This is a genomic window from Aureitalea sp. L0-47 (assembly GCF_026126405.1).
In the GTDB taxonomy this organism is placed as follows: domain Bacteria; phylum Bacteroidota; class Bacteroidia; order Flavobacteriales; family Flavobacteriaceae; genus Pukyongia.
In genome coordinates, this window is the sequence record NZ_JAFMTQ010000012.1 from 62,537 (window position 1) to 81,711 (window position 19,175).

Annotated in this window: 20 protein-coding genes; 5 read left to right on the top strand and 15 right to left on the bottom strand. The window is 43.1% G+C overall.

Annotation, left to right across the window (positions count from 1 at the left end; genetic code table 11):
• Positions 1-2 precede the first annotated feature (2 nt).
• Entirely contained in the window at positions 3-2,777 is a 2,775-nt protein-coding gene (gene uvrA, locus J1N09_RS11745) for an excinuclease ABC subunit UvrA (RefSeq protein WP_265200409.1), read from the bottom strand.
• Positions 2,778-3,123: 346 nt separating this feature from the next.
• Between uvrA and J1N09_RS11750 the strand changes: the two genes are divergently transcribed.
• Positions 3,124-3,708, top strand: a complete 585-nt coding sequence (locus J1N09_RS11750) for an RNA polymerase sigma factor (RefSeq protein ID WP_265200410.1) — start codon at positions 3,124-3,126, stop codon at positions 3,706-3,708.
• A 58-nt stretch (positions 3,709-3,766) separates the two neighbouring features.
• Positions 3,767-3,919, top strand: coding sequence for a hypothetical protein (locus J1N09_RS11755; RefSeq protein WP_265200411.1), 153 nt, complete (start codon positions 3,767-3,769; stop codon positions 3,917-3,919).
• 118 nt (positions 3,920-4,037) lie between these two features.
• On the opposite strand, the gene J1N09_RS11760 is transcribed toward J1N09_RS11755, so the two are convergent.
• Positions 4,038-4,700: an endonuclease III domain-containing protein gene (locus J1N09_RS11760; protein ID WP_265200412.1), complete on the bottom strand. Its 663-nt coding sequence runs from the start codon at positions 4,698-4,700 to the stop codon at positions 4,038-4,040.
• Positions 4,701-4,728: 28 nt separating this feature from the next.
• Here J1N09_RS11760 and bcp point away from each other — a divergent pair, with 28 nt between their 5' ends.
• Positions 4,729-5,184 carry a thioredoxin-dependent thiol peroxidase gene (gene bcp, locus J1N09_RS11765; RefSeq protein ID WP_265200413.1) on the top strand — a complete coding sequence of 152 codons (456 nt, stop codon included), beginning with the start codon at positions 4,729-4,731 and terminating at the stop codon, positions 5,182-5,184.
• Between the two features lie 27 nt (positions 5,185-5,211).
• On the opposite strand, the gene J1N09_RS11770 is transcribed toward bcp, so the two are convergent.
• From J1N09_RS11770 to J1N09_RS11785, 4 genes are all read right to left on the bottom strand, one after another.
• On the bottom strand, positions 5,212-6,666 hold the full coding sequence (locus J1N09_RS11770; protein ID WP_265200414.1) for a TonB-dependent receptor: 1,455 nt from the start codon (positions 6,664-6,666) through the stop codon (positions 5,212-5,214).
• Positions 6,667-6,806: 140 nt separating this feature from the next.
• On the bottom strand, positions 6,807-8,198 hold the full coding sequence (locus tag J1N09_RS11775) for an NAD(P)(+) transhydrogenase (Re/Si-specific) subunit beta (RefSeq protein WP_265200415.1): 1,392 nt from the start codon (positions 8,196-8,198) through the stop codon (positions 6,807-6,809).
• Entirely contained in the window at positions 8,198-8,506 is a 309-nt protein-coding gene (locus J1N09_RS11780) for an NAD(P) transhydrogenase subunit alpha (RefSeq protein WP_265200416.1), read from the bottom strand. The genes J1N09_RS11775 and J1N09_RS11780 overlap by 1 nt, the downstream gene beginning before the upstream one ends.
• Positions 8,507-8,515: 9 nt before the next feature.
• The gene (locus tag J1N09_RS11785) at positions 8,516-9,628 is read right to left on the bottom strand and encodes a Re/Si-specific NAD(P)(+) transhydrogenase subunit alpha (RefSeq protein WP_265200417.1); all 1,113 of its coding nucleotides are present in this window, start codon (positions 9,626-9,628) and stop codon (positions 8,516-8,518) included.
• Positions 9,629-9,778: 150 nt separating this feature from the next.
• Between J1N09_RS11785 and J1N09_RS11790 the strand changes: the two genes are divergently transcribed.
• Both J1N09_RS11790 and J1N09_RS11795 read left to right on the top strand, forming a co-directional pair.
• On the top strand, positions 9,779-10,543 hold the full coding sequence (locus J1N09_RS11790) for an MBL fold metallo-hydrolase (RefSeq protein ID WP_265200418.1): 765 nt from the start codon (positions 9,779-9,781) through the stop codon (positions 10,541-10,543).
• 1 nt (position 10,544) lies between these two features.
• Positions 10,545-11,039, top strand: coding sequence for a hypothetical protein (locus J1N09_RS11795; RefSeq protein ID WP_265200419.1), 495 nt, complete (start codon positions 10,545-10,547; stop codon positions 11,037-11,039).
• Here the strand turns inward: J1N09_RS11795 and J1N09_RS11800 are convergent.
• The 9 genes from J1N09_RS11800 to J1N09_RS11840 form a co-directional block, all read right to left on the bottom strand.
• Positions 11,032-11,685 carry an alpha/beta hydrolase gene (locus J1N09_RS11800; protein ID WP_265200420.1) on the bottom strand — a complete coding sequence of 218 codons (654 nt, stop codon included), beginning with the start codon at positions 11,683-11,685 and terminating at the stop codon, positions 11,032-11,034. The genes J1N09_RS11795 and J1N09_RS11800 overlap by 8 nt on opposite strands.
• A gap of 58 nt (positions 11,686-11,743) precedes the next feature.
• Positions 11,744-12,073, bottom strand: a complete 330-nt coding sequence (locus J1N09_RS11805) for a DUF4870 domain-containing protein (protein ID WP_265200421.1) — start codon at positions 12,071-12,073, stop codon at positions 11,744-11,746.
• 47 nt (positions 12,074-12,120) lie between these two features.
• Positions 12,121-12,438: a hypothetical protein gene (locus J1N09_RS11810; RefSeq protein ID WP_265200422.1), complete on the bottom strand. Its 318-nt coding sequence runs from the start codon at positions 12,436-12,438 to the stop codon at positions 12,121-12,123.
• Positions 12,439-12,441: 3 nt separating this feature from the next.
• Positions 12,442-13,698, bottom strand: a complete 1,257-nt coding sequence (locus J1N09_RS11815) for a dihydroorotase (RefSeq protein WP_265200423.1) — start codon at positions 13,696-13,698, stop codon at positions 12,442-12,444.
• Positions 13,699-13,701: 3 nt separating this feature from the next.
• Positions 13,702-15,627: a BatA domain-containing protein gene (locus J1N09_RS11820; protein WP_265200424.1), complete on the bottom strand. Its 1,926-nt coding sequence runs from the start codon at positions 15,625-15,627 to the stop codon at positions 13,702-13,704.
• A gap of 70 nt (positions 15,628-15,697) precedes the next feature.
• Positions 15,698-16,906 (bottom strand): sensor histidine kinase, encoded by a 1,209-nt coding sequence (locus J1N09_RS11825; protein WP_265200425.1) that lies wholly within the window; start codon positions 16,904-16,906, stop codon positions 15,698-15,700.
• A gap of 130 nt (positions 16,907-17,036) precedes the next feature.
• Entirely contained in the window at positions 17,037-17,597 is a 561-nt protein-coding gene (locus tag J1N09_RS11830) for a hypothetical protein (protein WP_265200427.1), read from the bottom strand.
• A gap of 127 nt (positions 17,598-17,724) precedes the next feature.
• The gene (locus tag J1N09_RS11835) at positions 17,725-18,489 is read right to left on the bottom strand and encodes a TIGR02757 family protein (RefSeq protein ID WP_265200428.1); all 765 of its coding nucleotides are present in this window, start codon (positions 18,487-18,489) and stop codon (positions 17,725-17,727) included.
• Positions 18,490-19,143 (bottom strand): ABC transporter ATP-binding protein, encoded by a 654-nt coding sequence (locus J1N09_RS11840; protein ID WP_265200429.1) that lies wholly within the window; start codon positions 19,141-19,143, stop codon positions 18,490-18,492.
• Between the last annotated feature and the right edge of the window lie 32 nt (positions 19,144-19,175).

The following is a 19,175-nucleotide window of genomic DNA, read 5'->3' on the forward strand; positions in this document are numbered from 1 at the left end:
TGTTAAATCTTACCCTTTAGGTACTCGGCGGTGAATGATCCGGTAGTTTCGGAAACAACTTCCGGAGTTCCACTGGCAACCACCTGTCCGCCACGCTCACCTCCTTCGGGACCTAAGTCGATAATATGATCCGCACACTTGATAAGATCGATATTGTGTTCCACAACGATCACTGTATGGCCACGGTCCAGCAAAGCGTAGAAAGAAGTAAGCAATTTGTTGATGTCATGGAAATGTAAGCCTGTAGTAGGTTCATCAAAGATAAACAAGGCCTTTTCCTTGGAAGTTCCTTTTACCAGGAAGGATGCCAGCTTTATTCGCTGTGCTTCACCACCAGATAGGGTAGAAGAACTCTGCCCCAGTTGTACATAGCCCAGTCCAACGTCCTGCAATGGTTTCAGTTTATTGGTGATCTTCTTCACTTCGTGCTCGGAAAAGAATTCCATGGCTTCATCCACGGTTAGCCCCAGTATATCACTAATATTCTTTCCTTCGAACTGTACTTCCAGGATCTCCTTTTTGAAGCGTTTGCCTCCGCAGATATCGCATTCCAGATGCACATCGGCCATGAACTGCATTTCAATGGTTACTTCACCTTCACCTTTGCAGGTATCGCAGCGGCCTCCATCCACATTAAAACTGAAATGTTTTGCTTTGTACCCTCGTATATCCGAAAGCTTCTGATCGGCATACAGATTCCTGATATCGTCATAAGCCTTGATGTAGGTCACCGGATTCGACCTGCTTGAGCGCCCTATAGGATTCTGATCTACAAACTCTATACTTTTTATACTTTCGAAATTTCCTTCGAGAGCAGTGAACTGACCCGGTTTTTCACCGTAACCACCAATATGTCGCTGCATGGCAGGATAAAGGATCTTCTTGACCAACGTACTTTTTCCACTTCCCGAAACGCCGGTCACCGCGGTGAACGCACCAATAGGGAACTCAACATCAATATTCCGAAGGTTATTATGACGGGCGCCTACCAGCTTGATACTGTTCTTCCATTGCCGTCTTGCTTCAGGTACCTGAATTTCCATAACCCCGTTCAGATATTTGGCTGTTAGGGAATCGGCGGTCAGGATATCTTCGTAACTGCCTTCAGCAACTACTTCACCACCATGAGTACCTGCTTCCGGACCAATATCGATAATGGCATCGGCTGCTTTCATGATGTCTTCATCGTGTTCCACAACGATCACTGTGTTGCCCAGGTCACGTAAGGATTGTAATACGCTGATCAATCTTTCGGTGTCCTTGGGATGCAGGCCAATACTTGGCTCGTCTAAAATGTACATGGACCCTACTAAACTACTCCCCAACGAAGTGGCTAAATTAATTCGTTGGGATTCCCCACCGGATAGTGTATTCGATTTCCGGTTCAGGGTTAAGTAGCTCAGTCCAACATCCATTAAAAATGAAAGTCGGTTTTTTATTTCTATCAGTATACGTTTGGATACTTTTTGATCGTACTCGTTGAGTTCTATTGAATTGAAGAAATCCGCAACCTCATGCAGCGGAAGTTCAACTAATTCCTGTATGGCGACACCATTGATCTTGATATTGGAAGCTTCCGGACGCAGTCGCTTACCATTACAGGTACTACAACGGGTTTTTCCACGATAGCGCGACAGCATCACCCGATTCTGGATCTTGTAACTCTTGGACTCTAAGAAACTGAAGAAGTCGTGAAGCCCCTCGAAATACTTGTTGCCGCTCCAAACCAGCTGCTTTTGATCTTCAGTTAGTTCAAACCAGGGTTTATGGATAGGGAAGTCGAATTTATAGGCATTATTCACTAACTGGTCACGGTACCATCCCATGCTTTCGCCGCGCCATGGAAAGATGGCGTTCTCGTATATGGATAAACCTGTATTGGGAATAACAAGGTCCTCATCTATCCCGATCACATCGCCATAGCCTTCGCATTTCGGACAAGCGCCGTAGGGATTATTAAAACTAAACAGGTGGACATTTGGTTCCGGAAAAGTGATTCCATCTGCTTCAAATCGGTTGTTGAACTCTTTTGACTTTCCGCTCGCGATGTCCTCCAGGATCAATTCTCCCTTACCTTCAAAAAACGCAACCTCTGCAGCATCTGCCAGTCGATTATAAAAATCTTCGTTATTCTGGGTGATTACCCTGTCGACAACTAAAAATATATCCTTTGGAAGCGATTCCTTTAACTCATCGATCCTTACTACCTTTTCTTCGATCTTCACCCTGGCATAACCTTGCTGTGCCAATGCTTTGATCTTGTTTTCCATCGATCTTCCTTCTTCCAGGTGAATGCGAGAGAGGAGAAGTAGTTTTTCACCCTCTGGCAGGCCTTTTATGTGGTCGATGACATCTGTTACTGTGTCTTTCTTCACCTCTTTGCCCGATACCGGCGAATAGGTCCTGCCAATGCGGGTATAGAGGAGTTTGAGATAGTCGTAAATTTCGGTAGAGGTACCTACGGTAGATCGCGGGTTAGTAGCATTCACCTTCTGTTCAATGGCGATTGCCGGGGCGATACCCTTTATGGCATCTACTTTGGGTTTATTGAGTCTGCCAAGGAATTGTCTTGCATAGGAAGACAAGCTTTCCACGTAGCGCCGCTGCCCTTCTGCGTATAAGGTGTCGAAGGCAAGGCTGGATTTACCACTTCCTGAAAGCCCGGTGATCACTACCAATTTATTCCTGGGTATGGCAACGGTCACATTCTTAAGATTGTGCAATTTTGCTCCCTGGATCAGGATATTTTCTTTGGTGCTAAGGGTTTCGGTACTCAATTTGGGCTTCCTTTTACTGAATTTTGCAAAGATACTACTCAGCCAGGAATATTAGGTCTATCCCTGTTCTTTTTCATTCAGAAAAGAAAAAAATACAGATTTTAACATTATTGCATAAAAATAGTCTTGACAAGGGATAAAGCGGAGAAAAAACCTGTAAAAGGGTAAAATATTGTTTAAAAACATATGTTTTTTTTGCATTTCATAAATCTTTGTTCTTATATTTACCCTCACAAGAACCAAAAAAATTCATTGCCTATAGATCATTACTACTTTACATAAATAAACATTACGGCTAGACAACCAAAAAAACCAAAGTTGTTTATTTTATAAAAAGAGTATTGATATGAAGCAAAGCACGACAACCGATGCGCATCTCGTGAGCGCATACATGAAAGGCAATGAAACTGCACTTTGCGAGCTAATTACCCGTCACAAACAAAGAATCTACAGTTTTATCTATTCCAAGGTATACGACCGTGATGTCGCCGAGGATATATTTCAGGATACTTTCATCAAGGTGATCAACACCTTGAAAAGAGGGGCCTACAATGAAGAAGGTAAGTTTCTTCCCTGGGTAATGCGAATCGCACACAATCTGGTAATAGATCACTTCAGAAAGAATAACCGAATGCCGAAATTTGAGAACAATGATGATTTCAACATTTTTTCGGTATTAAGTGATGGAAGCCTGAATATTGAGAAAAGAATGATCAAGGGTCAGGTGGAAAGTGATGTTCGCCGTCTTATTGAAGAACTTCCTGAGGATCAGAAAACAGTTCTGATCATGCGAATTTACAAGGATATGAGCTTTAAGGAGATCAGTGAGCAAACAGGGGTAAGCATAAATACCGCTTTAGGGAGAATGCGTTACGCTCTTATAAATTTGAGAAAGGTTATTAGTAAGCACAATATTATATTAACGAATTAATACAATAATCTGAAAATAGGCTCGTTATTAAGGAACAAAAACCTCAAAATAACGTTCTATGCAAAAAATGTACTCTGAAACCTCACGTTCGGAACGCGTGAATAAAAATAACGTTCCGAAGGACGAAACAATTAAATTTCTCCTTGACTATTCGAAGGCTTTAAGTGTTATAGATTATAATAAAATGAAGTTTGAAGCACTTCTAAACTAAACTTTGGACCCTCCGCCGCGAAAGCTTCGGAGGGTTTTTTCTTTAATCTCCGAAGCCATGTGTCACGGGGATTTTTTTATTTGTGATTTGGCTTTTGAAATTTGATATTTAAAAGAACTTACCTCTTCTTTTTAGCCTTCTCATATTCCCGGATCACCGACTTCCTCCCAACAGTTTTAGTAATCACATCTTTTTCAAGATCCCAGCCGCGTGCAGGTGAATATTGCCTCCCATAATAGATGATTTGCAAGTGTAATTTGTTCCATACATCCTTTGGAAAGAGCCGTTTAGCATCCTTTTCGGTTTGAACCACATTCTTTCCATTGGAAAACCCCCAACGATACATAAGGCGATGAATATGTGTGTCAACAGGGAAGGCTGGAACGTTGAACGCCTGGCTCATAACCACACTGGCTGTTTTATGTCCCACAGCTGGAAGTTCTTCCAGAGCATGCATGTCGGCAGGTACTTTTCCTCCATGCTTGTCGATCAAAATCTGTGAGAGCCCATGTATTCCTTTTGATTTCATTGGAGATAAGCCTACCGGTTTGATAATTTCCCTTATCTCTTCCACCGAAAGCTTCACCATGTCGTAGGGATTATCTGCCACCTCAAAAAGGAGTGGTGTAATCAGGTTCACCCGGGCATCAGTACTCTGGGCAGAGAGGAGAACGGCTATTAGCAGGGTATACGGGTCTTTATGTTCCAAAGGGATAGGAACTTCAGGGTAGAGTGTATTTAACGTTTCAATAACAAAATCAACCTTTTCCTGCTTGTTCATTTTCTCTAATTTTACACAAAAATAAGCGATGCAAACATTAAAAGCAGGGGACAAGGTCCCGAATTTTCAAGTAAACGATCAGGATGGTAATCTTGTTTCCTTATCCAACTATCGAGGAAAGAAGCTCGTAGTTTTCTTTTACCCAAAAGCGAGTACACCGGGTTGTACTATGGAAGCCTGTAATTTACGAGACAATTATAAAGAATTGCAGTCGCAAGGCTTTGAATTGTTAGGTGTAAGTGCGGATTCTGAAAAGAGACAGGCCAACTTCAGAAATAAATACGAATTCCCTTTCCCACTATTAGCCGATACCGAAAAGGAAGTGATAAACGCTTTTGGCGTATGGGGCCCTAAGAAGTTCATGGGACGCGAATATGACGGAATCCACCGAAAGACTTTTCTAATTGATGAGAACGGGCTAGTGGAGCGCGTAATAGACAAAGTGAAGACGAAGGATCACGCAGCACAAATACTCGAAGCATAAAAGAAAAGCGACCCGAGGGTCGCTTTTTTATTCGTCTTTACCGGCAAGTGCCTTGGGTTTGTACCCGAATAAATTCTGATTCTTTATTATCTTGGCGATACCTTCGGGAAGCATGGCATCCCATCCCTCTTCGTCATTGGCGATCATTTTCAGCACCTTTCTTGAGAATATAGTAAGGGTATTAGGATCGAAATTTTCAATATCTACTACTTTACCGTTGTATTTGAAGAACTTGTATAGTTCCTTCATTCTAGGATGAACCTTGAGGTTCTCACTGTTAACAATAGAACCTTCTTCATCCTGCATTGGATACAGATATACCCGCAGATCCTTAAAGAATAATTTTCCGAAGGCCTCAAGTATACCTCCACTCAAATGCCTATAGTATTTTTCGTCGAAAATCTCAACCAGGTTATTCACTCCCATGGCAAGTCCCATACGATTCTTAGAATATTGAGAGAAGTATTCAACAAGTTTGTAGTACTCTTTGAAATTGGAAATGAGCACCGTTTGACCGAGAGAACAGAGCAATTCTGCTCTGTCCATGAAATCCTGTTCGTCTATCTCACCTTCTGCTCGCAGGTTCGAAAGTGTGATCTCGAAGATTACCTGTGTCTTATCAGGATTCACCCTGGTTTCATTCATGAACATTTCTATAGAACGTTCATACATATCCATATTCACCTTGGTCACCGGACGGAAACTTCCTCTCAAAGCCAGAATATTTCTTTTGTAAAGTACTTTGGCCGGAAGAATGTTAGTTCCTTCAGGAGAAAACATCACGGCATCCGTCATTCCGTTCTTTACAAGTTGTAAACTCATAAGTCGGTTATCCACATCATCAAACAGTGGTCCTGAGAAATTAATGGTGTCGATCTCCAATTGATCCTGGTGCAGGTGGTCGTAGAGATATCGCAGTAATTTCTTAGGCTCGTTATATTTGTAGAAAGCACCGTAGATCAGGTTGGTACCCAAAATCCCCAGAGTTTCCTGCTGTAGACGTGCATCGTTTTCCTTGAAACGTATGTGGAGGGTAATTTCGTTATAGTCCTGGTATGGTTCTATCTGGTATCGAATCCCTACCCAACCATGTCCTTTGTATCTTTTTGCAAAATCAATCGTGGCAACCGTATTAGCATAAGTAAAGAACATCTTGTCCGGATGTTTGATCCTGCTGATACGATCTTCGATAAGATCGATCTCATGATTGAGCATTTTCTTAAGTCGCGCTTCTGTTACATAGCGACCGTCTTTTTCGTGCCCGTAAATGGCGTCACTGAAGTCTTTGTCGTAAGCCGACATCGTCTTGGCAATGGTTCCGGAAGCACCTCCGGCACGAAAGAACTGGCGAACAGTTTCTTGTCCTGCACCGATTTCGGCGAAGGTACCGTAGATGTGCTCGTTAAGATTAATGCGGAGAGCCTTCTGCTTTATGGAAGGTATATTATCAAATTCTTTATCTCCTTTTAACGTGATTTCCATAGCCTCGAAAATGATTGAATGACCTGAAGCAAAGGTATTAAAATTCGATAGTTACTGAAAGTAAACGGCAGTTAATAAAACGATAAAGCCATTTCCTTTATCGAAAATGGCTTCATCATCATGTAAAAGAATTACTTGATCTACATTCCTTTCAATTCATTGATCAGTTCCTGTATCACACCCTTGGCATCTCCGAAGAGCATGGATGTTTTCTGATTGTAGAACAATTCATTGTCAATACCTGCATACCCGGGCTTCATAGTTCGTTTGTTAACTATGATCTGTTTAGCATTCTCGGCATCCAGGATTGGCATACCGTAGATCGGGCTGCTAGGATCGTTATGAGCCGCAGGGTTCACTACGTCGTTCGCACCAACTACGAATACAACATCCGTACTGTTGAATTCCGGGTTCACGTCTTCCATTTCCGCCAGTTTATCGTATTCCACGTTGGTCTCTGCAAGGAGTACGTTCATATGTCCGGGCATCCTACCTGCAACAGGGTGAATGGCGTATTTTACTTGTACGCCTTTGCTTTCAAGTATTTGCTCTAGTTCGTGGATGGCGTGTTGTGCCTGGGCCACAGCCAAACCGTAACCTGGCACTATGATCACTTTCTGAGAGTAGTTCATCAGTATGGCTACATCACTCACAGTTGCTTTCTTAATACTACCCGTAACTTTAGATCCGCCTTCTGCAGCTGTAGTGTCTTTATCTCCAAACCCACCGAAGATCACATTAGACAGCGGCCTGTTCATGGCTTTACACATAGCGAAGGTTAGAATGGTACCAGCCGATCCTACCAGGATACCACCAGTTAACATTACCATATTACCGTAAAGGAACCCTCCTAATGCAGCCGCCAAACCTGTAAATGAGTTCAGCAAGGAAATTACCACTGGCATGTCTGCACCACCAATTGGTACTACGAAGAGTATTCCATAGGCTAAGGCAGCAAAGAAAATCAGATATAGGAATAACTGACTTTCACTATGCGTCCAAGCAATATAACCTGCAAATACAAATAAGCCTAGCAGCAACACATTATTAATAAGGTTGTACTTCGGAAGTCGAATGGGCTTGTTAAACGTTCCATTCAACTTTCCATAGGCGATCATACTACCACTGAAAGAGATACTACCAATAATGATACCTCCTAAAATGGTAACGATAGAAAGTGTTTGTCCGTGATAGTGTTCAAACTCTATCAATCCGATGAGTGCCGCACTGGCACCACCCATACCGTTGAAGAGTGATACTAATTCCGGCATAGCCGTCATCTGAACACGTTTTGCCTTTAACCAACCTATGATGGTACCAATAACAATGGCTACACCAATAAGAATGTAAATAAAGGTGGGCACTTCTCCCTGGTAGAGGAATATCGTTCCAAGGATGGCAAGTGTCATACCTGCGGCGGCAATAAGGTTACCGCGGCGGGCCGTTTCAGGATGTCCCAGCATTTTCAGACCTATGATATAGGTTACTGAAGCTACGAGATAAATAAATTCCAGTCCGAAGATATATTCCATTATTTTTTCTTTTTAAACATTTCCAGCATACGGTCTGTAACTACAAATCCACCTACTACGTTCAATGTTCCTAGAACAACAGCCACAAAGCCCAGAGACAATGCCAACTTATTTTCCGGGTCGGCTCCCAGCATTACCAGGATCGCCCCAATGATTACAACACCGTGAATGGCGTTCGCACCAGACATGAGTGGGGTATGTAAAACCGCCGGCACGTTTCCGATTACTTCAACCCCAACAAAAATCATCAGGACCACGATGTAGATCATCTGAAGGTTGTTTGAAATAAAATCTATAAGTTCAGTCATATCAAAAAATTATTCTGTGTTACCGTTTTTTCGAATTGTTCCTTTATGCACGATGAGTGTGCCATCGGTGATCTCTTCATCCAGTTCCCATTTGAATTCACCATCTTCGATAAGAAGATCAAGGAAATTCAACAAGTTCTTACCAAATAGTTCACTGGCGTTGGTGGAGACACTCTCCGGAGCGATGGTTGTACCAATGATGCGCACACCATTCTTCACAACTGTCTCGTTCATTCTACTCGCTTCGCAGTTACCACCCTGTGCTGCTGCCAGATCGATGATCACAGCACCATTTTTCATTTGTTCTACCTGTTCGTTTGTGATGAGAACCGGCGATTTACGTCCGGGAACCATTGCTGTTGTGATTACCAGGTCTGCCTGGAAGAGGGACTTATTCACCGCTTCTTTCTGCTTTTTCTGGTATTCTTCGGAAGCAACCTTGGCATACACACTGGCTTCTGAAGGTTCATCGTCTTCTACTACGATGAACTTTGCACCCAGTGACTCTGTTTGTTCTTTGGTCTCAGGACGGATATCCGTAGCTTCCACAATTGCTCCCAGTCGCTTGGCGGTTGCAATGGCCTGTAATCCGGCAACTCCTACACCGTACACCAAAACCCTTGCCGGGGTGATGGTACCTGCGGCAGTCATCATAAGTGGGAAGATCTTGGTCATTTCATATGCACCACGGATCACAGCCTTATAGCCCGCCAGGTTACTTTGCGAACTTAGCACGTCCATATCCTGTGCTCTCGAGATCCTTGGCATAGCATCTAAAGAAAAAGCCGAAACTCCTTTCGAAGCCAGGGCCTTAATTAATTCCGGGTGGGATTTGTGGAACAGCTGACTAATAAGTACATGACTTTCATCAATCAGCTTGAGGTCTTCTTCATTGAAGGGGTTGATCTTGAGCAGTACATTTGCCTCCTTAAAGACAACACCTCTAATCTCAATCTCAGCACCTGCTTCCAGGTATTCTGAATTCTTAAATGAGGCTTTTTCGCCGGCTCCTTCTTCAACTAGGATCTTGAATCCTTTATCGATGAGTTGTTTCGCAATTTTGGGTGAAATGGCGACGCGTGTTTCGCCCTGCTGCGTTTCTTTTAGAATACCAATAGTCATATTTGATAAAAATTTGATATCGGTTGCTAATTTAGAATTAAATTTGTCAACAGATTTTGATAATTGTCAGTTTTTGGAAGTTATTTTAAGGATTTTTCAAATCTTAGTATATCCAAACACAAAATTTTAAGAATAACGCAGAAATTAGAAATGCGAGTTACAATTTTAGGCACAGGAACATCACAGGGAATACCGGTAATCGGTAGCAATCATCCCGTGTGTAAAAGTACCGATCCCAGGGACAAACGACTGCGTGTTTCTGTAATGGTTGAGTGGGATGGATATACCTATGTAATAGACTGTGGCCCAGATTTCCGTCAGCAAATGCTGCGAGAGGATGTACAGCGTATCGACGGTATACTACTTACCCACGAACACAGTGATCACACAGCTGGTATCGATGATATTCGTCCATTCTATTTCAGGCAGGGAAACGTACCGTTTTATGCTCATAACCGCGTTTTCAAGGCACTTCATGAACGCTTCGCTTATATCTTCACTACGGAAAATAAATATCCGGGTGCTCCCACAATTGAAGAGATCGAAATCAGCAAACACCATACGTTTGCAATTGGAGGTAAAGAAATCGTTCCGGTAGAAGTGTTGCATGCAGAATTATCTGTACTTGGCTTTCGTATAGATGAATTTACCTACCTCACGGATGTCAAGACCATTTCCGAAGAAGAAGTAGAAAAAGTAAAGGGAACCAAAGTGCTCGTAATTAATGCCCTTCGATTTGAAGAACACCAGTCTCACTTAAATATTTCGGAAGCACTGGCGTTAGTAGATAAGATACAACCCGAAACCACCTATTTTACACATATTAGTCATTTAATGGGCTTCCATGCTGAAGTGGAAACCAAACTACCGGAAAACGTCTTCCTCGCGTACGATGGTTTAAAAATCAACATTTAAGATGAAGAAACGAATATTTATGTACCTCTTCTTTTTCGCTGTACTGTTCATCCTTTTTCAGTATATGAACGAAAAGACCATCTTCGAATCTCAGGAGAAAAAGATCAATTCACTCACCAACCAGGTGGCTGAAAGAGATTCTATAAATAATGTCCTTAACGACAAGGTCATGGAACTGGATTATTTTACGCTACTTGGAAACGAGAATGCGATGAGTTATTTCGATAACATGGCGATGGATGCAGAAGAAGTACAGGGCCTGGTAAGTGAGGCCATCTACGAATCCAATTTCGGGAACGAACAAAATCCGTTGGTGCCTATTGAAAGTCAGGATGGAAAAATGCGCATTAACAAAGTGCGCTTCCTTAACCATCGATGGGTCCTGGCAGACTTCACCGACGGGACCTACTGGGGAGAGGTGTTGATCGATTATTTCTTCGACCAGGAGAACCAGTTGTTGCTTACACCTATTGGAAGTACGCTGTATCCTAACTAGTGGTTTTCAGCCATTCCTTAAACTCGTAAAAATTCTGTGGTGCCACACCATGGCCCACCGGGAATTCCGAGTACTCACAAGGTATTCCCAACTCATCGAAAAACGGCTTGGACTTTCGTGCCCATTCCACCGGGATCACTTGATCCACGGATCCATGGGAAGTATATACCTTAAGTTTGCTAAAATCATTGCTCTCATATCCTTTTTTCAGGATGTCTTTGTTTACATAACCACTTAAACCAACCACTCTCGATACTTTTTCAGGGTAGGAGAGGGCTACGGCAAAGCTGAGAATAGTTCCCTGGCTAAAGCCCATTAGGGTGATTCTTTTTGGGTCTATATTGTATGCTGAAATGATCTCGTCTATACAGATGGATACCAGTTCCCTGGATTCTATCGCCTGCTCATCGTCACTGAATTTATCTTCATTTGCATCAAAGTAGATAGAATACCAGGCATTTCCGAAAGGTTGCATACTCAGAGGAGCCCGCACTGAGATGATGGCGTATTCCGAAGGCAATTCAGAAGCAAACGAAAAAAGATCATTCTCATCGCTCCCGAAGCCATGTAACATAACGATGGCAGGAGGGGAGCTGTCCAGGCTGGACGGACGATAATTGTGTTCTAATGGAAGTGTTTTTTTCATAACAAAAAGAAAGCCGCAAGTTACAAAACCGCGGCTGCTTCTTAAAACAATAATGTTATTATCCGATACCTTTAAACCACTCCTGGAACTGTTCTCCCAAGAGGGGAACCGGTTTCTTCTCGCCCTGGATGGCACCGATAAATCCAAGGATCCAGAAGGCAATGATAGCTAGCTGAATGATCCAGCCAAATATCGGGATACCAATTACGGCGTTGATTATAGACAGGGCAATGGCAACACAGATTATACCCAATGACTGGCGAATGTGAAAGGCGCCCAGATCGGTTTTATCATTATTGTGCATAACAAGAGCAATGATCCATCCAATTAAGGTGATGTACGAAATGATCGCAATGGTTTTCCCATCGCCTGAAGCAGTATCCGACATAGCTAAAATTTTAAGGGTTAGAGTTTATACCTTAAAGATAGGACTTCCTAGTTTAAAAAAGTAAACCATTGGCCGAATTTATCACTTAACCACGGAATGCCCGACTTTCGGTTTAAAAGGGCCATGACCAGGGAAATGAGCCAGAAAAGCATGCTCCCGTAAAAGAAAATCGCGCCCGGCCAGAGCAGGTACTCCTGGTAGGACATGGCAACCGATACAAAAAACATCAATGTAAGGCCGAACATGTTCTTAATGTGATAAGAGGCGAATTCGTGCGACTCGTCCTTGTTCATGGAAATGGCTATCAACAGACCAATAATGGTGATATATGCAATAACAGCTTTTGATTTCCCAGGAGGAGCCATAGCTTAGGAATTAAGGACTAGTTTTTTGTTCGAGTAGATACCGTAGGCTTTTCCTTTCATTCGGACACCCAGGAAGGCTGAGTTCTTTGATGCTGAGAGAATATTTTCTTCTGAAAAGACATAGTCGTGATCCGGATTGAAGAGCGTTAATTCGGCAGTAGATCCTTCCTCAATCAAGTTTGAATCAATTCCGAAGCGATCTTTCAGGGCCACGAGGGCAGCGACCGAAGCTTCCGTCCCAATCTCCGAATTCAGCGCTCCAAAACAGCTCTCCAGTCCTATACTTCCGAACATGGCATGGTCAAACTCTGTCTTCTTATTTTCGATATCGATAGGATTGTGATCGCTGGTTACCCCATCGATAGTTCCGTCTTTCAGGCCTTTTAAGAGTGCCTTCCGATCCGACTCGGTGCGTAGCGGAGGTAAAAGTTTGTAGTTTGTGTCAAAATCTTCAAGTCGGTCGTCCGTAAGTACAAGATTAGAAACTGAAACACTACAAGTCACATCCAGTCCTTTTTTCTTTGCTTCCCTGACGAGTTTAACTCCGGCCCTGGTTGACACCGTTGGAATGTGTAATTTACCTCCTGTATATTCCAGCAGGTAGAGATCGCGTGTGATCTGCAGTTCTTCTGCCAGTGAGGGTATCCCTTTCAGTCCGAGCAAGGTACTGTTCACATGTTCGTTCACTACCCCTTTCCTGGCAACCGAGGGCTCCATGGGCATCGATTGTACCAATCCGCCGAAATTCTGAGCGTACTGAAGTGCAATCTTGAGTAAATTGGCGTTTTCAACCGGATGTTTGTAATCTCCGAAGGCTATAGCCCCTTCCGAATGCATATCGTATAATTCGGCCAGATCTACACCCTCGCTTCTAACCGTGAGTGCACCCACAGGATAGAGGTTTACCGGGTTGCCTTCACCTTTTGCCATTAGGAATTGCACTCCTGCTTTGCTATCGTTTACCGGGTTGGTATTTGGGTTAACCGCTACAGCCGTGAAGCCGCTGTGTGCTGCTGTCCTCAGACCGTTGGAAATCGTTTCTCTTTCTTCAAGCCCTGGTTCCCCAAAGGAAACCGAGGAATCGAACCATCCTTGAGACACATGAAGATTCTCCAGTGTGACGGTTTTGGCCTTTTCGTTTTTTATTGAAGCTCCTATTTTCCGGATAACCCCATTCTCGATCAGGATATCTCTTTTTTTCAGATGGTGCTTGCTGGCAGCATCTACTATTGTAGCCGATTTCAGTAGGAGTAGACTCATAACTTAGTTCTTAAAAAATTTTAGCACCAGCAGTTCGAGTACCAGGAAAACTACTGCAAAAATAACAAACCATTTCCAAAAGCTGTTGATACTGTTTTCTTCTGAAATACTATCGAACATCGCAACCACATCCTCGTAATACCGCGCGCCTTCCCAAGACTCGGGGGCGTGGTACTGCAACAAACTCTCGCTTCGCCCGTGATTATAGCTCAATCCCTCGAGAGGTTCATTATTTCGCAATACATCGAAATTTCCGGCATTTTCAGGGGAATCCGAGGTAGTAATGATCACCTGTGTCGCTTTGGATTGTTGTAAAGGTATAAAAGTGCTGGTGCTGTCTGCGATCTTCAGAATTTCATCCTGGCTCAGTTCAATTGGGATGGCAAAGGTGTTTTGAATTCCGGTTTCATAATACAACTCAGCCAGCGGTAAACTCTGCATTGCCATATTGTAAAAGGTAGGAACGATTAGGGGAGAACTTTGAAAGTTTGAATTCTCCGCGTTCATAGCTGCTGTTGCCAGATAAACTCCTTCCGATTGCAGTATGAATGGTTTACCGTCTGCGAATCGTAGGGCAGCAGTAGCATTGCTATTCATGGTGAAATAAGAATTCACCTTCGGATACTGGAAGTTCACAACCTGCTTTTCAAATACCGACTCGTACAGGGGATGAGCAAATACGATCTGCGAGATCTTTTTTTCCTGGTTTACTACCGCATTAATAGCTCCGGCATTCAGACCTGCTAGTAGTCTGTTATAACTTGTAATATCAGCCTCTTCAGAAGGAATGATCATCATGTTACCCCCGCCTTCAAGGAAGGAATTAAGGGCGGTAGCAAGCGAAGGAGGGATCGATCTCAGTTCGTTGAGTATTACGAAATTCTGATCAGGTATATCGTTGTAATTCAAGTTGCTGGACTGCTGTCTTTCGTACTCGAACTCAGGTTGTTCGAAGAGTCGGGTAAGGAAGTCGGAATTCGCTTCATTGATCGACATCACCTTAACTTTCTTCGGAATATTAATGGTGAAATAGAGCGAGTTATCGTATCTGAGGTTCGCATCGTTAATTTCCAGCCTGCCTTTGAAACCAACTGGATTTTCGATATCAAAACGTATGGTATTCGGATTTCGGACGCTTAGATCGGCAGCGATCTTGGCGATCAGGGTATTTCCGTTATAGAGCGATACCGGGACGGATTCTGGAGTATCTCCCTGGCTACTAACTACAACATCCAGTGAAGTAGTTGTTGCACTCTTGGCAGCAACATAGGTTGTATCCAAAGCAATGTTAACGTTGGAGACCGGCCGTGGTTGAACGATTTCAAGAATGATATCTTCAGGAATATCCGGCAGTTCTCCTTTCAACTGCATATCCGACACCATTAGTAGACGTTTTTGAGCAGTTTGTGAATTGGAGAATAATTGTTCGGCCTTCAAGAATACCTCTTCAGGGCTAAGTTGCTGGTGAACATAAGGAATGGAAAGAATTTCACTCTTGAAATCCTGGGTGGAGACTTCTCTTCTCGTTTCAGAATTAGTAAACCAGCTGAGGGTAGTCTCCCCTGAACTGCTCTCAAATAATTGTTGTAAGGCGCGTTGCAGCAAAGGTCCGTTTGCGCCTTTGGCCTGCATACTGAATGAATTATCGATGTAGAGAACGGTTTCCTTCTCGGTGTTCAACGCACTTTTAGAAGCAGTGAACGGCTGGGCAAAAGCCAGCACCATACATGCGATAGCAAGAAGCCGAAGTAATAAGGTAAGCCACTTTTTAAGCTGAGAACTTCTTCGGGTCTCAACCGTTACTTTTTTCAGAAATGCAACATTGGTAAAGTCGATCTTCTGAAAGCGACGTAATTGAAAAAGGTGAATGAAAATCGGGACGAGCAGTAAGAAGAGTGCGTATAGTACTTCAGGGTGTTTGAACTGCATTCCGGCAAATATTTGTCAAAGATATGAAATGCTTTGAATAAACAAGTGGGATATCGCTGTTAAGATGTTGCTAATTTCCTTTGATCGAGAATTTGAAAGTGGTTCCTTTTCCAAGTTCAGAATCCACACCTATGGTTCCGCCAAGCTTAGTTACCAGTTTCTTTACAGTTGACAGTCCGATACCATTTCCCTTTCTTCCTTGGCGATCCAGGTTCCCAACCGTTGCAAAGAGATCGAAGATACTTTCCAGCTTGTCTTCAGGGATTCCGATCCCGTTATCGGAAATTGTAAAGTGATATAAGCCTTCGTCCAGTTTACAATCGATGTTGATGATGATCGTCTCTTTATCGTTGTATTTCAGGCTATTACCAATGAGATTAAGTAATATTTGCTCCAGTGCCGAACGGTTGCAGCTCAGTTCATAGTCGGTTTCCGGAAAATTGATCTCACACTGATGGTCGATATTCATTAACTCGATAATGTCTTCCAGGAGATGGTTGAGGTCGAATTCCTCATCCCTGGCCGCGGCAATACGGTCGCTTTCGTAATGAGTGAGCATTCCTGAAATATATTCGCTAAGGGAAAATGACGAATCCTTCAGATAATTAAGATACTTTATAGCCTCTTCGTCAAGATCTCCGGAATAGCGGCTGCGAAGGATATCGGTTGTAACGATCATATTCGCAAGTGGCATTTTCATGTCGTGCGAAACCCTACCGGCAAAATCGCGAAGGTCTTTATTCTTTTCTTCCAACTCAGATTGAACCAAGTTCAGTTCTTTGTTCTTTTTGTTCAGTTCGATCAATTTTACCACTTGCTTTGCAAGCACTTGGAGCGCCTTGATCTGTTTTTCTGAAATGGTATTTGGTTTGTTGTCCAGCACACAGAGGGTTCCCAGCGCGTGACCCTCATTGTCGAGCAGGCAGACACCCGCGTAGAATTGAATAGGATTATTCTTGAGATGTGCATACGGATGATCGTGGTAATCCGGATGGTTCCTAATATCTTCCAAAACCATCATCTGTTCTTTTCGTCCTATGGCATGTCCGCAAAACGAAACTTCCCTGGTACTGGAGGTAATATCCAGGCCATAAGAGGACTTAAACCAGACTTCGTCTTTGTCTACTAGTGAAATTAAGGAAATAGGTGTATCTGTAAGATGCGAGGCAAGTTCGGTTATTTGATCGTAAGCTTCCTCTTTTTCGGTGTGAAGGATCTCATAACTTCGAAGTGCGTCGATCCTCTGCTGGTCATCAGCCGGTATCGTTGGTGCAATCAATTTTTTTATTTTATCCTCGCAAGAGCGGAGAGGTATTGTTGTTCTCGTAAAGATACTTGATTTAGAGCGAATTTGAATTATAACCCACAAAAAAAGCCGCGAAAGCGGCTTCTTTTATCGAGTTAGGATTTTATTGGCATTCGGAAAAATCGTATTCAAAATACATGGCCCAACTGTTTCCACCATAAGGTAAGCCATTTCCCCATGCGGTTTCATTCTCTCCGTTTGGCCCGTCTACAGAAGCATGAGCTGCCAGACAACCAATGGTGTTTAAATTGGCTCCATCAATGGTATAGGTAAAGGTGGTTGTTCCACCGGTATGTGACTCAGAGAATGGAAATTGACCAATTAGAGGGTTGCCAGGATTATTAGCAGGGCGATTTGCACAATCACCTACCCAGAGATGAGTCTCTTCCAGTTCCCAGCCATTTTCAGTGGTATACGTGATGGTATAAGTATCATTAGCAGGATCATAAGTGATATCTACAGTACCAACAACCGTATTCTGACCCGCTATCAAATCTGTGGTTTCAGTACATGTGGTTGCTGTTGGATCACCTGTAACGCCTCCATCGATAATAATGATCTCGAAATTTTCAACAGCATCATTTTGAACAAAATCTTCGTTTTCCGGACTACAGGAAAACAGTAAAATAGTTACTAATGCGAATAGAGTAATGTTAGTTCTCATAATTTATTGGTTTGGGGTTAGATGTCAAATGTAGGATAATACTTACATAATTAACAAAAAAATTAAGATAAAAAACATAAAAAATCGATGAAATACATTTTTTAGCCCTAAATATCTTAAAATAATGTTAAAATTTTTCAAATACACCCAAGCCGAACAAAGCAAAGTCATACTTAACCGGATCCATAGGATCCAGTTTCCGAAGAGAGTTATCCAGCTCCAGAACCGCTTTTGCATCGTTGGCTTTCCGTTTCAGCAATTTTAGTTTCCTGGCGACGTTCCCGGAATGGACGTCCAGCGGACAAGATAGCTGAGCAGGGGATATTGAATTCCACAATCCGAAATCTACACCCGTACTGTTATCTCTAACCATCCAGCGAAGGAACATATTGATGCGCTTAGCCGCCGAGTTCTTAAGTGGGTCACTTATGTGCTTCTCGGTTCGCCCGGGGTGGGGTAGTTCGAAAAAAAGAGCCCTGAATTCATGAATTGCCTGTTGAAGATTGTTCTTTTTGGCATGATCGCTGAAAATAGTTTCCAGTCCTCCGTGATACAGGTAGATATGTTGTAGCGCCTTCAGAAAATACACCATATCAACCTCGTTGAACGTACGGTGGACAAAACCCTTGAACCGTGCTTCCAAGTCCGGATTGAAGTTCATAACAAAGTCGTGAGGACTCTCATCCATGAGTTCCACCATGCGCGCGGCGTTCTGAATGATACTTTTACGGTTACCCCAGGCAATGGTAGCAGTTAGGAAGGCAGCAATTTCTATGTCTTCTTTTTTACTGAAGCGATGCGGGATCTGTATAGGGTCTGTATCCAGAAATGATATCTGGTTGTATAAGGCTGCTTTTTCGTCCAGGAATTCTTTCAGTTCCGAACGTTTCATTTAGTTGATGATTTTACCGTCCTGCATTACCAGTTTGCGGTCGGCCATACCCGCTAATTCCTGGTTGTGCGTTACGATCACAAAGGTTTGGCCAAACTCGTCCCGCAGTTTAAAGAACAGGTTGTGAAGATTTTCGGCACTTTCGGTATCAAGGTTTCCGCTGGGTTCGTCGGCGAGGATAATCTTGGGGTTATTGATAAGCGCCCTGGCTACGGCCACACGTTGTTGCTCACCGCCCGATAATTCGTTGGGTTTGTGATGCGCCCGATCTTTCAACCCGAGAAACTCAAGTATTTCTTCGGCTCGAGCCATAGCCTCAGCCCTTGGCGTTTTCTTAATGAAGGCAGGAATACACACATTTTCCAGGGCAGTGAACTCTGGTAGTAGTTGATGAAACTGGAAGATAAATCCCAATGAAGCATTTCTGAATTTTGCCAGTTCCTTTCTCGACAGGGAGGAGATTACGGTATTATCGATCTTTATTTCGCCTTCATTCCCTTTGTCCAGCGTCCCCAGGATTTGTAAAAGCGTGGTTTTACCCGCCCCGGAAGCCCCTACTATGGAGACAATTTCACCTTTTTTTATGGTGATATCCACACCTTTTAAAACATGTAGGTCGTCAAAATATTTATGAATATTCCTGGCTTCAATCATAGTTTGGGAATCCAAAATCAAGGTGAAAGTAC

Coding starts and splice junctions, on each gene's coding strand:
- J1N09_RS11750 (WP_265200410.1), top strand. CDS start 3,124: ATGAAGCAAAGCACGACAACCGATGCGCATCTCGTGAGCGCATACATG.
- J1N09_RS11755 (WP_265200411.1), top strand. CDS start 3,767: ATGCAAAAAATGTACTCTGAAACCTCACGTTCGGAACGCGTGAATAAA.
- J1N09_RS11760 (WP_265200412.1), bottom strand. CDS start 4,700: ATGAACAAGCAGGAAAAGGTTGATTTTGTTATTGAAACGTTAAATACA.
- bcp (WP_265200413.1), top strand. CDS start 4,729: ATGCAAACATTAAAAGCAGGGGACAAGGTCCCGAATTTTCAAGTAAAC.
- J1N09_RS11770 (WP_265200414.1), bottom strand. CDS start 6,666: ATGGAAATCACGTTAAAAGGAGATAAAGAATTTGATAATATACCTTCC.
- J1N09_RS11775 (WP_265200415.1), bottom strand. CDS start 8,198: ATGGAATATATCTTCGGACTGGAATTTATTTATCTCGTAGCTTCAGTA.
- J1N09_RS11780 (WP_265200416.1), bottom strand. CDS start 8,506: ATGACTGAACTTATAGATTTTATTTCAAACAACCTTCAGATGATCTAC.
- J1N09_RS11785 (WP_265200417.1), bottom strand. CDS start 9,628: ATGACTATTGGTATTCTAAAAGAAACGCAGCAGGGCGAAACACGCGTC.
- J1N09_RS11790 (WP_265200418.1), top strand. CDS start 9,779: ATGCGAGTTACAATTTTAGGCACAGGAACATCACAGGGAATACCGGTA.
- J1N09_RS11795 (WP_265200419.1), top strand. CDS start 10,545: ATGAAGAAACGAATATTTATGTACCTCTTCTTTTTCGCTGTACTGTTC.
- J1N09_RS11800 (WP_265200420.1), bottom strand. CDS start 11,685: ATGAAAAAAACACTTCCATTAGAACACAATTATCGTCCGTCCAGCCTG.
- J1N09_RS11805 (WP_265200421.1), bottom strand. CDS start 12,073: ATGTCGGATACTGCTTCAGGCGATGGGAAAACCATTGCGATCATTTCG.
- J1N09_RS11810 (WP_265200422.1), bottom strand. CDS start 12,438: ATGGCTCCTCCTGGGAAATCAAAAGCTGTTATTGCATATATCACCATT.
- J1N09_RS11815 (WP_265200423.1), bottom strand. CDS start 13,698: ATGAGTCTACTCCTACTGAAATCGGCTACAATAGTAGATGCTGCCAGC.
- J1N09_RS11820 (WP_265200424.1), bottom strand. CDS start 15,627: ATGCAGTTCAAACACCCTGAAGTACTATACGCACTCTTCTTACTGCTC.
- J1N09_RS11830 (WP_265200427.1), bottom strand. CDS start 17,597: ATGAGAACTAACATTACTCTATTCGCATTAGTAACTATTTTACTGTTT.
- J1N09_RS11835 (WP_265200428.1), bottom strand. CDS start 18,489: ATGAAACGTTCGGAACTGAAAGAATTCCTGGACGAAAAAGCAGCCTTA.
- J1N09_RS11840 (WP_265200429.1), bottom strand. CDS start 19,143: ATGATTGAAGCCAGGAATATTCATAAATATTTTGACGACCTACATGTT.